Source organism: Nonomuraea sp. NPDC051298 (assembly GCF_055586305.1).
On the sequence record NZ_JBVJIM010000035.1, the window covers coordinates 57092 to 70648 of the forward strand.

Consider the following 13557-nt stretch of genomic DNA (forward strand, 5'->3'; position numbering starts at 1 on the left):
TCGTGGATCTCGACTTCTCCCGGGCCGAGCGGGACTTCCGCGCCGAGGTCCGCGACTGGCTCGGCGCGCACGTGCCGGGCCCGCTCCCGTCGATGGACACCCCCGAGGGCTTCCGCGCGCACCGGGCCTGGGAGGCGACGCTGGCGGGCGCGCGCCTGTCCGTCGTCTCCTGGCCCGAGGAGTACGGCGGCCGCGGCGCCACCCTCGTCGAATGGCTGCTCTTCGAGGAGGAGTACTGGGCCGCCGGCGCCCCCGCCCGCGTCACCCAGAACGGGATCTTCCTCCTCGGCCCGTCCCTGATGCGCTTCGGCACCCCCGAGCAGCGCGAGCGGTGGCTGCCCGGGATGGCCAGGGGCGAGGAGGTGTGGGCGCAGGCGTGGTCGGAGCCCGAGGCGGGCAGCGACCTGGCCGCCCTCACCTCCCGCGCCGAGCCCGCGCCCGGCGGCTGGCGCCTGTACGGCCACAAGACGTGGAGCTCGCGCGCCGCCCACGCCACCCACGGCTTCGGCCTCTTCCGCACCTCCGGCGAACGGCACCGGGGCCTGACGTACTTCATGTTCCCGATGTCCGACGTCGGCGTACGCCCGATCGCGCAGCTCGACGGCCTGCCCGGCTTCGCCGAGCTGCACTTCGACGGCGTGTACGTGCCCGCCCCGATGGTGCTCGGCCAGGTCGGCGAGGGCTGGCGGATCGCGATGGCCACCACCTCCTCGGAACGCGGCCTGACCCTGCGCAGCCCGGGACGCTTCCTGGCCACCGCCGACCGGCTCGTGGCGCTGGCCCGCGACGCCGACCCGGCACTCACCGACCGGGCCGCCAGGTGCTGGGTGGAGGCAGAGGCGTACCGGCTGCACACGTTCGGGACGGCCCGCCGGATCGCGGCCGGCGAGGAACTCGGGCCGGCGGCCAGCCTGGGCAAGATCTTCTGGTCAGAGCTGGACCTGCGCATGCACGCCCTGGCCATGGACCTGCTGGGCGACCGGGCGGGTGCGGCGGGCTGGCTGGACGGGTTCCTGTTCTCGCTGGCGGGGCCCATCTACGCGGGCACGAACGAGATCCAGCGCACGATCGTCGCCGAACGCGTCCTGGGGCTGCCGCGATGAACGTCTCCTTCACCGCCGAGCAGCTCGCGCTGGCCGCGACCGTGCGTGACGTGCTGCGCGTCCACTGCCCGCCCGCCGCGCTGCGCGCCGAGCGGCGACCGGCCTGGGACCGGCTTGCCGAGCTGGGGTTCTTCGGGCTGCTGCGGCCTCCCGAGTCCGACGGTCTCGGGCTCCGGCTGATCGACGTGCTGCCCGCGCTGGAGGAGACCGGGCGGGCCTGCCTGCCTGGGCCGGTCGTGGAGACGGCCGTGGTGGCGGCGTACCTGATGGACGGGGTGCCCGAACTGGCCTCCGGCGCGGTGACCGTGGCCGTGCTGCCGCCGGGGCAGGCGTACGCGGCGGACGCCGACCTGGCCGACCTGCTCGTGGTCGTACGGGACGGCGGGGCACGGCTGGTCACCCGGCGGTCCGCGCGGCTCGAGCCCCGGCCGGCCGTGGATCCGTGCCGGCCGCTGTTCGAGGTGCGCTTCGAGGAGTCGGAGGCCCTGGCGTCGGCGGAGTGGGCGGGCGAGGTCGCGCGGGCGCTGCGGGCGGCCACGGTGGCCACCGCGGCCCAGCTCATCGGGGTCGCCAGACACTTGCTCGCGGTCACCGTCGACTACGCCAAGGTCCGCATCCAGTTCGGCGCGCCCATCGGCTCGTTCCAGGCGGTCAAGCACCGGCTCGCCGACGTGGCCGTGGCGGTGGAGTTCGCGGCTCCGCTGGTCTGGCGGGCCGCTCTCACCGTGGACGCCCTTTCGGAGGGCGGTGTGGCGGCGGGCGGCGTTCCCGAGGGTGCCGCGGGGGCGAGGGGCGGCTCGGCGGAGGTCGCCGGGCGGGACGTGAGCGCGGCCAAGGCCGCCGCAGGGGAGGCGGCCGTGCTGGCGGCGCGGGCGGCGCTGCAGGTGCACGGGGCCATCGGCTACACCGAGGAGCTGGACCTGCGCTTCTGGCTCGCCAGGGCCTGGTCGCTGTCCAGCGCGTACGGCACCTCCGCCGCCCATCGCGAACGCCTGCGCGCCGCCGTCGTCGACGGCCCCCCGCCACGGAGGCGCCCGTGAAGTTCGGCGTCCCCCTCGGGCTGCTCCACCCCGCCGCCTGGAAGGACGTGGCGGTGGCGGCCGACGAGCTGGGGTTCGAGTCGGTGTGGCTGCCCGAGCACCTCGTCTTCACCACCGACCTGTCCACGGCGGTGTACCCGGGGACGTCGGACCCGGGGATCAAGCCGTCGACGCCGCTGTTCGACGCGCCCGCGTACCTGTGCTGGCTGGCCGCCCTCACCTCCCGCGTCAGGCTCGGCACGGCCGTGCAGCTCCTCGCCCTGCGTCACCCGTTCGTGTCGGCACGCGCGTTCGCCACCCTGGACGTGCTCTCGTCGGGACGGGCCGTCTGCGGCGTCGGGGCGGGCTGGTACCGGGGGGAGTGGGACGCGGCAGGAGTGCCGTTCGACACGAGGGGCGCTCGGCTGGACGAGGCCATCGAGGTGGTCAGGCGGCTCTGGAGCGAGCCCGTGGTCGCCCATTCCGGCCGGTTCTACTCCTTCCCCGAGGTCGCGTTCGAGCCCAAACCGGTGCAGCGACGGCTCCCGGTGCTGGCCGGAGGAGAGTCGCCGGCCGCGCTGCGCCGGGCGGCCCGGCTGTGCGACGGGTGGATCAGCATGCCGCACACGATCGAGTCGATCAAACCTCAGCTCTCCCGGCTGGGGGCGGGCGTGCCGGTGACGGCGCACGCGTACGCGCTGGCGGGGCCTGAGGAGGTGGACGACTGGGCGGCGCTCGGCGTGGAGCGGCTGATCGTCCGCCCGTGGACGCGCGGCCGGGACGCGGTCTCCCGGCTGGCCTCCTTCGCCGGCGAGTACGGCGTCACGAACCCGTCCGCGTGACGATCCCGCCCATCCGGGCCGTACGGCACGGCCGGGGCCACTCCTCCTTGGCGCGGACGCGCGTGCTCCGCGCCGGGTCCTCGGCTCGACGGTCCTGTTCAGGCCCGGTGGCGGCCACGTCCGGAGGGGGCGGCGGCCACCAGGAGACGCTCGTCCTCCGTCCGGCGGTGGCGGCGGCCGCGCGGCGGGGTGTCGTGCTGGAACGCGGCGGGCTCGTCGGCGGAGCGCCGGCGTCGGCGGCCCCGATAGGGGGAGCCGTGGTGGCCGGGGGAGCCGAGCACGTCGCCGCGCCTCGTCCTCGGCGGGGAGAACGCGTCGAACGTGCTGCTCGCTCCCGGGATGAGGATGCGCTCGAACGAGCCGGTGTCCACGACGCGCTGCAGCGGTCCCGTGTCGAGCACGACCTCCAGGGGCCCGGTCTCGTCGGTGAAGCGGAACCGGCCGCCGTCGAAGTCGGGCTCGTAGGGCTCGTGGTCGAACGCCGGCGTGAACGGGCTCGTGACCGGGCTCGTGGCCGGGTTCTTGACCGGGCCGGGGCGGTGGTCGGCGGGGGTGCGGTGGCGCGGGGCCGCGTCCGTGGCGAGGTCGAACGGGCGGGTGTCGAGCGGCATCTTCCGGTGCCTGGCGCGGCGCCCGGCCGCGTCCCTGCCGCTCGCGGGCCGCGTCCCGTCGCGAGCCCCGTCGTTGGTCCAGGCGTGCCCGGCACCGGCGTTTCCCGCTCCGGCGTGTCCTGCGCCCCCGGAGCGGGCCGCGTGGCGTGGGGTGGTGGGGCGGGCGGCGGCTGAGGCGGTGAGGGAACGGAGGGCGGTGGCGGCGGCCAGGCGCTCGGCGGTGTCCTGGAGCTCCACCGCGGTGCGGCGTACGGTGACGGGGCGGCTCGGGGCCTCGATCTTGGGCTCTGTCATGGGCGCCGTGACGGGCCCTGCCACGGGCACGGTCGTGGGCCTTGTCACGGGCACGGTCACGGGTACGGTCACGGGCACCTCGGCGAACCTGCGGCGACGGCGGCGGCCCTTGGCGCGGGACGGGCGTACCGGCTGCTCGGCGGGCTTGGCGGAGGCGCCCAGGCGCAGGCGGCGGGTCTTGGCCACGGCCAGCAGCGCCAGCGCGGCGACCAGGGCGGAGCCGACCAGCGTCGGCGTGTTGACGGCAGGGAGCGGGCCGGTGGCGGTGGCGTCGGCGTGCGTGGGGAGCGGTTCGCCGGTCGCCTCCTCGGTGTCGGCGGTGGCCGGTTTGGCGTGCTTGCCCTTCTTGACCGTGCCGGGCGCGGCGGAGGCGGTGGCCTGCGGGCTCTGCTCGGCCGAGGCTGAGGCCGAGGCTGAAGCTGGGGCTGGGGCTGAGGGCGCGGCCGAGCGGGAGTCGGCGGCGGACGCGGAGCCGGTGGTCGACGTGGAGTCCGAGGAGGTCGCGGGCCTGCCTGACGGGGCCGCCGCCTGAGACTTCGACGGTGACTCGGCGGCCGGGGCCTGGGCTTGGGCGCGGCCCTGGGCCTCCTCGGGCGTCTGGCCCTCGGTCTGCCCCTTGGCCGGCGACTCCTCCCGCGCGGGCGTCTGGGACTGGATCCGGTCCTGTCCCTGTCCGGCCACCAGCGGGCCCTGGGCCGGCCGCGTCCCGTCGCTCCTGGGGATCAGCGAGTTGAGCGCCTCCCCGGGGAGCTGGAGCGTGCCAACGTGTCCGACCTGCTCACCCGGGATTTCCGCGCGCTTCTCGGCTTCCTTCGCCTTCTTCTCGGCCGCCGCCTCGTCCAGCCGGTCCTTGATGCGCTCGGGGTAGCCGTACCCGACGACCTTGCTCGTGTCGCGTTCCTTGCGCTTGGCCACGCCGCCGTCGATGTTGCCCTCGATGGTGAAGATCCGGCCGTTCTCGACCTTCGTCACGACGCCGATGTGGTCGATCTTGTCGATGTCGTTCGAGCCGCTCCAGTCGTAGAAGACGAACGCGCCGACCTCGGGCGTCTTCCCCCAGGCGTCCTGCTTCCTGAACCACTTGGCATGCGCCACCGTCCAGGCGAACTGCCCGATCCACTCCTCGTAGCCGAGCTTGTGCGCGGCCCAGGAGAGGTACATGTCGCACCACGGCGCGGAGCTGTAGTCGGCGTCGAACTCGATGTTCTTGCCGTACCAATCGCCGAACTTCGTGTACGAGTCCGACTTCTCCGAGTAGCCGAGTTGGCTCTCGAGCAGCTCGATGTACTTCTGGATCTCTGGCGTCATGGAAGTGTGGGGGAGCCTTCCGGGCAAGTCCAGCCTTATCCGCGCAGCCTTGGGCAAGGGGGGATAACCCTTGACTAGCGTGACAAAACCGGAGACCTGTCATCTTCCGTGATGAGTGAGGTTATCGTGTCGTAACCCCAGGTCATAGCGCACTCAAGGGAGAAGCGTGTCTCCCATGGGTTAGAAACCGCAGGTCAGCGATGCTGCCAGAAATGTCCGGAGCTAGGTGGTTTAATAGAAAAAGATCTACCTTCTGGTGAGGTCTCAGTACCCTGCGCCCGTCAGCAGCCCTCCGTCCACCGTGAACTCGCTGCCCGTGCAGTAGCTGGCCCGGTCGGAGGCCAGGAACGCGACCACGTGCGAGACCTCCACGGGCTTGGCGAAGCGCTTGATGACCATGGTCTTGGCGAAGGCGTCGGCGTCGATCGCGTTCATCAGGTCGGGGTCGGTGACCATGGGGGTGTTGATCGCGCCCGGGTGCACCGAGTTCACCCGGATCTTGAACCGGGCCAGCTCCCGCGCCGCCGACTTGGTGATCCCGCGCACCCCGAACTTCGAGGCCGAGTACGCCGACAGCCCCTCGGCTCCGACGTACCCCTCGATCGAGGAGATGTTCACGATGGAGCCCCGCCCGGCGGCCCTCAGGGGGTCGATGACCGACTTGATCCCCAGCCAGGTGCCCCTGAGGTTCACGCCGATCACCCGGTCGAAGTCTTCGAGCGACATCTCCTCGATACGCCGAAATTTCAGGATCCCGGCGTTGTTGATGAGGATGTCCAGCCTGCCGTGCAGGTCCGTGACCGTCCCCACGGCCCGCCGCCACTCCGCCGGGCTCGTCACGTCGTGCCGCACGTACGCGGCCCCGGTCTCCTCCGCCAGCGCCTTGCCCTCCTCGTCCAGCACGTCCCCGAACACCACCCGCGCGCCCTCCTCCAGGAACAGCCGCACGTGCGCCGCCCCCATGCCCCGCGCGCCGCCGGTGATCAGCGCGACCTTGCCGTCAAGCAATCCCATGACGTCCTCCCGCCGCGACGGCCACGGCGGCCGCCTCCATGGACCGGTAGACGGGGATCCCCGCCTCGGCCGCGATCCGCCTGACCTCGTCCTCGACGCCTGGGGGCGCGCACTCGCCGTTCCTGGTGACGAGGGTGATCCTGGTGCCGGGGCGGGCCCGCTGGGCTCCCGCCAGGGCGCGCGCGTAGACGTACAGGGGCTCGGCCCTTTCCTCGCCTCCGTACGTGGAGCCTCCGTACGTGAAGAAGGCGAGGACGTTCACGTGCGCCACCACGTCCCGGTACGGCCCCGCGAGCACCCCGATCACCTCGGCCACGAGCCCGGCCCGGCCGAGCGGCCCGACGGGCACCTCCAGCGGGTTCCCCGCCGCCACCACCCCGAGCCCGCGCAGCGCGTCGAGCCGGTCGCCTGGCAGCGGGTCGAGCCGCACCCCGGCCAGGTCGAACGCGTCGGCCGCCAGTACGCTCGCACCGCCGCTCGGCCCCACCACCAGTACCTGCTCCCCGCGGACGGCACGCGCGCCGTGCGCCTGGAAGTACGCCAGCACGCCGATCAGGTCGTCCTGACCGGACACCAGCGCCGCGCCGGTCTGCTCGGCCACCGCCTCCCAGATCCGCCGGTCGCTCACCAGGCCGCCCGTGTGGGAGGCCGCGGCCTGCCGCCCCTGCCCGGTACGCCCGCCCGCCAGCAGCACCACGGGCAACTCGGCGGCCCGCAGCGCCGCGTACAGGTCCCGCCCGTCACGCGGATCCTCCAGGTAGAGCCCGACGGCCCGCGTCTCGGTGTCACGCGCGAGCCAGCGCAGCAGCTCGGCGGGCGTGACGTCGGCCGCGTTCCCGACGGTGACGACCCTGCTGAACGCCAGGCCGCGCCGCTCCCCGACCTTGATCACCTCGCCCGCGAGTCCGCCGCTCTGCGAGATCAGCGCGATCGTCCCCGGCGGCCCGATCCCGCCGCCGACGAACGTCTGACCGCCCCTGGGGCAGTACACGCCCATGCAGTTGGGCCCCAGCAGCCGGGTCCCGGCCGCCCGCGCCGCCGCGACCAGCTCCTCCTCCAGCCGGGGCCGCCCGGCCTCGCCGAACCCACCGCTCATCACCTGCACGAACGACACCCCGCGCGCCTGGCGCACCACCTCGGCGCAGCGCTCGGCCGGCACGGCGACCAGGGCGTAGTCCACGCCCGCCGCCGCCGGCGAGGGCACGGCGGGCACCCCGGCCACCTCGTCCGCCGTGGGGTGCACGGCCACCAGCGGGACGCCCGCGTCGCGGTAGAAGCCGAGGAACATGTTCCCGAAGTTCGGCCGGGACGTGGACGCCCCGGCGACCGCCACGGCCTTCGGCTCGAAGAGCGGCAGGAAGTCCGTCACGGGCGGTTCGTCCACAGCGCGACCGTCAGGAGGGCCGGTGGGTGCGGTGCTGCCCGGAACGCCGGTGGGCGCGGTGCCGTTGGGAGTGGCGGTGGGCACGGTGCCGTTCGGTTGGGCGGTTGCCGCGATGCCGTCCGGAAGGTAGCGGGCGTCGACCGCGATCACCCCGGAAGGTCCCGCGATGACCGGGTTCAGCTCGAACTCGCCCAGCTCCAACCGCTCCCACAGCCCTCCAGGGCCGCCCACCGCCATGAGCAGCTCGACCAGCGCGTCCATGTCCACCGGCGGGCCGCCGCGCCAGCCGTCCAGCAGCGCGGCCCCGCGCAGGGAGGCGAGCATGCGCCGCGCGTCCGTCGCGGAGATCGGGCAGAGTCGCAGGGCCGTGTCGCGCAGGGCCTCCGTCCACACCCCGCCCAGCCCGGCGAGCAGCACCGGCCCGAACGCCGGATCCCGCACCAGGCCCACGATCAGCTCGACCCCGGGCTCGGCCTGCTCCTCGACCAGGAAGCCCGCGGGCCGCAGCCGCTTCGCCAGGGTGTCCGCCACTGCGGCGAGCTGGTGGTGACGCAACCCCAGCACCACGGCACCGGCCTCTGACTTGTGCGTCAGCCCCGGCCCGTACGCCTTCAGCACCAGCGGCTCGGCCAGCTCCTCCGCCGCCCCGAAGTCCAGCCGCGCCCCGAAGCCCGGCTTCTCCGTCGCCCCGAAGTCCAGCCGCGCCCCGAAGCGCGGCTCCTCCGTCGGCGCGGAGTCAGGCCGCGCCCCGGAGTCCGGCTCTCGGGGCGTGGCGACGTCCCGTTCCCGCGCCGCCGTCGCGGGGCCGGGGCCGGGGTCCGCGCAGGGGATCACGACCCCGCGCGGCACCGCCACCCCGGCCGCGCGCAGCAGTGCCTTGACCTCGTGCTCGTACGCGCCCTCCCCGGCGGCGGAGTGCCCGCTCACCCCAGCAGCTCGCGGATCTGCCCGCGCAGCAGCTTGCCCGGTCCGCCGGAGGCGTCCTGGGAGTGCGGCAGCTCGTCGGCCACCACGATGCGGTCGGGCCGCTGGTGCTCGGGCAGGAGTTCGGCCAGGGCCAGGGCCAGTTTGGACGGGTCGAGCGAGTGCCCGGCCCGGGGCACGACGGCCAGCAGCACCTGTTGCTCCGCCGCCCCCTCGGGGACGCCGACCGCGCCCGCCTCGGCCACCCCGTCCTGCGCGGAGGCGGCCTCCTCGATCGCGGCGGGCTGGGTCCAGATGCCGCCCTTGAGTATCGCGTCCTCCCTGCGGCCGAGCACCCGCAGCACGCCGTCGGGGGAGAGCGTGCCGAGGTCGCCGCCCACGTACCACTCGCCGCGCAGCACCTCCGCCGTCCTGTCGGGCAGGCCGTCGTACCCGGCCATCCGGTGCGGCCCGGCCAGGTTGATCTCGCCGACCTCGTCGACCACCCGGTTCCCGTGGGGGCCGGTGACGCGCACCGCGTTCCCCGTACGGGCCCGCCCGGAGGAGCCCAGCGGCGTGGAGCCGTCGTCCACCCGCCCCATGCACGTGTACGGGGCCTCGGTCTGCCCGTAGTACGAGAACACGCCCGCCCCCGGCAGCCTGGCCCTGATCCGGTCGAGCATGGTCGCCGTCAGCGGCTCACCGCCCAGCAGGATCACCCGGATCGACGACAGGTCCACGCCCTCGTGCTCGGGCGAGCCCAGCAGGGCCGCGTAGAACGACGGGATCTGCGACACGTGCGTGACGCGCTCGCGCGGGACTACACGCAGGAAGTTCGCCGGTCCCCAGTCCTGCTCCAGCACCAGCCGCATCCCCGCGTACAGCGCAGGCCCGACGATGGCGGGGAAGCCGATGCCCCAGATGATCGCGCCCGTCCCGAACACCGGGTCGGGGCCGCGCGGCACGTCCAGCCAGATCTGCGCGGTGGCCAGCGACGAGGCGTGCGTGTGCACGACCGCCTTGGGCAACCCGGTCGTGCCCGAGGTGTAGTAGAGGGCCAGCGGGTCGTCGTGCGCGCCCGCCAGGGGCGGCTCAGCGTCCGTCGCCTCGGCCGGCTCGCGTACGTCGATCCACGTGGTCACCTCCGGCAGCGACGGTCTGAGCTGCTCGACCACCGACTCCACGGTCGCGTCGTACACGAAGGCCGTGCACTTCGAGGCCGCCACCACGGCACGCAGCGTCTCCACCGGCCAGTACGGGTTCAGCGCCGCCGTGACCGCCCCGATCTTGGCCTGCGCCAGGTAGACCTCGGCCACCCGTAACGTCTCGTTCAGCAGCGCCGCCACCCGCCTGCCCGGGGTGATCCCGGCGGCGAGCAGGGCGTTGGCGCGGCGGTTGACGTTCCGGTTGAGCTGGTCGTAGGTGAAGCTCTGTTCGCCGCAGTACGTCAGCGCCACCCGGTCGGGCGTGCGCATCGCGCCGGCGGTCAGGATCGCGTGGCCGTAGTTGCCGAAGGAGGATCGGGCCATGGGGGGTGCCTCCAGACCAGAGGACGGGATCGGAACAGCGGGTCAGAGCAGCGGGATCTGAGCGACGGGTCAGAGCGGCGAGTAGAGGACGAAGTCGTTTCCCGAGGGGTCGCGCAGCACGGCCCGCCACTCGTGCGGCCCTGCCTCGGGAGCCCGCACCACCTCGGCCCCGCGCGCCGCCAGCTCCCGTACGGACCGCGCGACGTCGTCCACCTTGTACGACGGGGCGGCGGAGGCGGTGACGTGCTCGTCAGGACCGGCCAGCGCCACGGTCACCCCGCCGCCGTCGAGCGCGGCGAACCGGTCGCCGTCGCGGAACTTCACCGGCAGTCCGTAGAAGGCGATCGCCTCGTCCAGGTCGGCGACGGGGATCAGCACGTTGCCCAGCTTCACGCGGGCCTCCAATGGGGCAGGTCGTCGTGGAACGTCACGCGTACGGGCAGGCCGACGCGCACCTGGTCCGGCGGGCAGCCGACGACGTGCCCGAACGCCCGCACGCCCTCCGGCAGGTCCACCCAGGCCATCACGTAGGGCTCGCGGCCCCGGTAGCCGGGGGCGAAGGAGCGGTGCACGACGGTGTAGGTGTGTATGACGCCCTCGCCGGAGGCCGGGTCGAGGACGAGGCTCCGGCCGCCGCACCAGGGGCAGGCCGGCTCGGGGACGGAGAGGCGGCGCTCGCAGGTCGTACAGCGCTGGATGACCAGCTCGCCGCGCTCGCAGGCGGCCCGGTAGGCAGAGATGTCACCGCTCATCGCTTGCCAAGCTAGCGCACGCTTGGTTGACCGGCAAGGCCCGCTCCTGCCGAGGCCGAGCGCGGTCACCACGCCGGGAGCGACTCCGAACCGGAGGACGGGAGAGTGACTGCCGACGAGGTGTCAGGGCGACGGAACAGCGTGCCGGACGAGTCCCCAGCCGCGTCCCCAGCCGCGTCCTCGGGCGGGTCCCCAGACGGGTCTCCGGACGGGCTCCCGGGTGGGTCCCCAGGCGGGTCTCCGGACAGGGTGCCGGACAAGGTGCCGGACAGGGTGCCGGACAACGTGTCAGGCGGGTCTTGGGGCAGGGTGCCGGGCGGGTTCCCGGAGGCGGTGCCGGAGGGCCGGGCGACCGGCGCTCCCGAGCCCGCCGGTGTCGCGGTGGCGCTGGGGGACGTGCTGCCTTCCGGGGCCGGAGTGGGCGGGGCCGAGCGGGTCGTCGAGGGAGTGGGAGCGGGAGTGGGAGGAGGGGTGGGGGCGGGGGACGGGCAGTCGGGGCCGGTCAGCGCCGCCTCGCTCACCTGGGGCCCGTTGCCCGCGACCGGCTCCGTCATCACCACGATCCCGACGTGCGTCTGCCCGCCGCAGTCCACGTCACCGGGATCGTAGGCGACGGTGCTGGTGTAGGCCGTGTTCCCGCGTAAGGTGCGGGTCTCCTGGCGGACCGTCCTGGCGGTCCCGTCGTCCCCGTCCCGCCGCGTGTACGCGATGCGCAGCCGCACCGGCCCCGTCCCGTCCGCCGAGACGGCGATCGCCCCCGCCGTCCCGCTCCACCGGACGATGGTGGCGGCGCGCACGACGGGCTGCGCTACGGACGCGCGGTCCTGCCCGCCGCTGGTGGGCTGTGGGGGAGGGGGCGCGGGGGTGGTGCGCCGGGGGGCGGCGGCGGTCCGGGTGGGCGTACGGGGCGGTGGGCTCTCGCTCTCCTCGGGGGAGGGCTCGCTCTGGGCCCTGGGCGGCGGGATCAGGATCGCCCCCGGCCCGGCGGGCAGCCCGGTGCCGGTCAGTACGATCGCGATCGCCGCCGCGGCCACCGTCGCGCCCGCCACCCACAGTTGCGGCGGCAGGGCGGGCATGCGCAGCAACCGTTCCCTGAGCCCGCCGGTGGCCCGGGAGCCCGTCCTGGCCAGCGGGAAGCGGAGGGCGAGCAGGGTGGCCTGCTCCGCCAGGTGCCGCCGCCCGCGTTTCTCCCAGTCGGGGCCGTACCCGGCGACCGCGTCCTCCTCCAGCTCGGCCGCGAAGTGCCGGGCCGAGCCGTAGCGGGCCGCCGGGTCCTTGGCCAGGCCCCGCTTCAGCAGGTCGCGCAGCGTGTCCGGGGCCACCTCCAGCGGCACCGGCTGCCCGAGGTGCAGGTCGCGCAGCGCGGGCACGTCCGGCTCGCCGTCCTCCCCCTCCCTGTCCGCCCGGTACGGCGGCCGCCCCCTGACCGCCTCGAACAACACGCACGCCGCCGCGTACACGTCGGCCGGCGGCCCCGTCCTGCCCTCGGCCCACAGCTCGGGCGCCATGTACGCGGGACTGCCCGCGGGCACGCCCGGCTCCTCGGCGTGCACCACGACGCCGAAGTCGGCCAGCTTGCTGGTGCCGTCGGCCTGGACGAGGATGTTGCCCGGCTGGACGTCCCGGTGCGCCACGCCGCGCTCGTGCGCCGCCGCCAGGGCCAGCAGCGTGCTCTTGACCACGGCCAGCGCCGCCTCCGGGCTGGTCCGCCCGTGCTCGGCCAGCAGCGTGCGCAGCGACACGCCGTCCACCAGCTCCATGACCACGGCCGCCCTGGTGGGGGTCTCGACGTACTCGTAGAGGCGTACCACGTCAGGATCGTCGATCTCGACGAGCTGGTGGGTGTCCGTTCGGAAGCGGTCCATGAACTCGGCGTCCCTGCGCAGGGTGGCGTTCAGGTACTTGATCGCCACGTAGGCGCCGGTCGACTGATAGGTGGCGAGGAACACGCGGCCGGTGCGGCCGGCGCCGAGCTGGCGTACTTCACGGTAACCAGGGACCAAGTCCAACCCCCAGAAGGCGATGCCCGTCTTCGATTCGACGGTCTCACCCGGGGTTCGGGTTGTCACGACCGCACAAATTTCGCCCCCCGTTGAGCGGGGTTGACGCTGAGTGCCGGTGTTATGCTGCCCAAGCAAGCGCTCGGCTAAGCGTGATGGAGGTCGCCGGTGGGGCGGGTGGCGGTGCTGGTGATGGAGATGCAGCGGGGTGTCGTCGGCGATCTCACGAAATTTCCGGACTTGGTGGATGCCTGCGCGCGTCACGACGTCCTCGGCAACGCCGGACGCGTGCTCGGAGCCGCCCGGCGGGCCGGTCTCCCGGTCGTCCACTGCACGGCCGCGTTCCGTCCCGACCGGGCCGGGTCGCACGCCGGCAACTGCCCCTTCATCGTCTCCCTCCTCAAGGACCCCGCTCACATGCTGGAGGGCACGGCCGCCACGGAGGTCGTCCCGGAGCTGTGCGACGGCGGCGACCTGGAGAGCCGACGCCATCACGGCTTCTCGCCGTTCACCGGCACCTCGCTCGACACCACGCTGCGCTCGCTCGGCGTCTCGGACGTCGTCGCGCTCGGCGTCTCGCTCAACCTGGGCATCCCCGGCCTGGCGCTGGAGGCCGTCAACCTGGGCTACCGGGTGACCGTGGTGACGGACGCGGTCGCGGGCATCCCCGAGGAGTACGCGCGGGCCGTCATGAAGCACACCGTCAGCCTCCTCGCCACCCGTACGACGGCGGCCGGCCTGGTGGAGGCGTGGAAGTGAGCAGGCGACCGAGCGGCGGGCCGCCGACAGGAAGCCACC

The 13557-nt window shown here is 74.1% G+C and carries 11 protein-coding genes; 4 read left to right on the forward strand and 7 right to left on the reverse strand.

Annotated features, from left to right (window positions below):
* Positions 1-2: 2 nt before the first annotated feature.
* The 3 genes from ACZ6S0_RS48620 to ACZ6S0_RS48630 are packed head-to-tail and all read left to right on the forward strand — an operon-like array spanning position 3 to position 2964.
* Positions 3-1103, forward strand: a complete 1101-nt coding sequence (locus ACZ6S0_RS48620) for an acyl-CoA dehydrogenase family protein (RefSeq protein ID WP_465927172.1) — start codon at positions 3-5, stop codon at positions 1101-1103.
* The gene (locus ACZ6S0_RS48625) at positions 1100-2143 is read left to right on the forward strand and encodes an acyl-CoA dehydrogenase family protein (RefSeq protein ID WP_465927173.1); all 1044 of its coding nucleotides are present in this window, start codon (positions 1100-1102) and stop codon (positions 2141-2143) included. The genes ACZ6S0_RS48620 and ACZ6S0_RS48625 overlap by 4 nt, the downstream gene beginning before the upstream one ends.
* Complete coding sequence (locus ACZ6S0_RS48630; protein WP_465927174.1) at positions 2140-2964, forward strand: TIGR03619 family F420-dependent LLM class oxidoreductase; 825 nt, start codon at positions 2140-2142, stop codon at positions 2962-2964. Before ACZ6S0_RS48625 ends, ACZ6S0_RS48630 begins: the two co-directional genes overlap by 4 nt.
* A gap of 98 nt (positions 2965-3062) precedes the next feature.
* Here ACZ6S0_RS48630 and ACZ6S0_RS48635 read toward each other — a convergent pair whose 3' ends face one another.
* The 7 genes from ACZ6S0_RS48635 to ACZ6S0_RS48665 all read right to left on the reverse strand — a co-directional run bounded on the left by ACZ6S0_RS48635 (position 3063) and on the right by ACZ6S0_RS48665 (position 12828).
* Positions 3063-5177 (reverse strand): CHAP domain-containing protein, encoded by a 2115-nt coding sequence (locus ACZ6S0_RS48635; RefSeq protein ID WP_465927176.1) that lies wholly within the window; start codon positions 5175-5177, stop codon positions 3063-3065.
* Between the two features lie 264 nt (positions 5178-5441).
* Positions 5442-6191, reverse strand: coding sequence for a glucose 1-dehydrogenase (locus ACZ6S0_RS48640; protein ID WP_465927178.1), 750 nt, complete (start codon positions 6189-6191; stop codon positions 5442-5444).
* Complete coding sequence (locus ACZ6S0_RS48645) at positions 6178-8502, reverse strand: acetate--CoA ligase family protein (protein ID WP_465927180.1); 2325 nt, start codon at positions 8500-8502, stop codon at positions 6178-6180. The genes ACZ6S0_RS48640 and ACZ6S0_RS48645 overlap by 14 nt, the downstream gene beginning before the upstream one ends.
* Positions 8499-10007: a class I adenylate-forming enzyme family protein gene (locus ACZ6S0_RS48650; protein WP_465927182.1), complete on the reverse strand. Its 1509-nt coding sequence runs from the start codon at positions 10005-10007 to the stop codon at positions 8499-8501. Before ACZ6S0_RS48650 ends, ACZ6S0_RS48645 begins: the two co-directional genes overlap by 4 nt.
* A 69-nt stretch (positions 10008-10076) precedes the next feature.
* The gene (locus ACZ6S0_RS48655) at positions 10077-10400 is read right to left on the reverse strand and encodes a VOC family protein (protein WP_465927184.1); all 324 of its coding nucleotides are present in this window, start codon (positions 10398-10400) and stop codon (positions 10077-10079) included.
* Complete coding sequence (locus ACZ6S0_RS48660; protein ID WP_465927186.1) at positions 10397-10759, reverse strand: Zn-ribbon domain-containing OB-fold protein; 363 nt, start codon at positions 10757-10759, stop codon at positions 10397-10399. Before ACZ6S0_RS48660 ends, ACZ6S0_RS48655 begins: the two co-directional genes overlap by 4 nt.
* 65 nt (positions 10760-10824) lie before the next feature.
* Positions 10825-12828: a serine/threonine-protein kinase gene (locus ACZ6S0_RS48665; RefSeq protein ID WP_465927188.1), complete on the reverse strand. Its 2004-nt coding sequence runs from the start codon at positions 12826-12828 to the stop codon at positions 10825-10827.
* Between the two features lie 99 nt (positions 12829-12927).
* Between ACZ6S0_RS48665 and ACZ6S0_RS48670 the strand changes: the two genes are divergently transcribed.
* On the forward strand, positions 12928-13518 hold the full coding sequence (locus ACZ6S0_RS48670) for a cysteine hydrolase family protein (protein WP_465927190.1): 591 nt from the start codon (positions 12928-12930) through the stop codon (positions 13516-13518).
* The last annotated feature ends 39 nt before the right edge of the window (positions 13519-13557 follow it).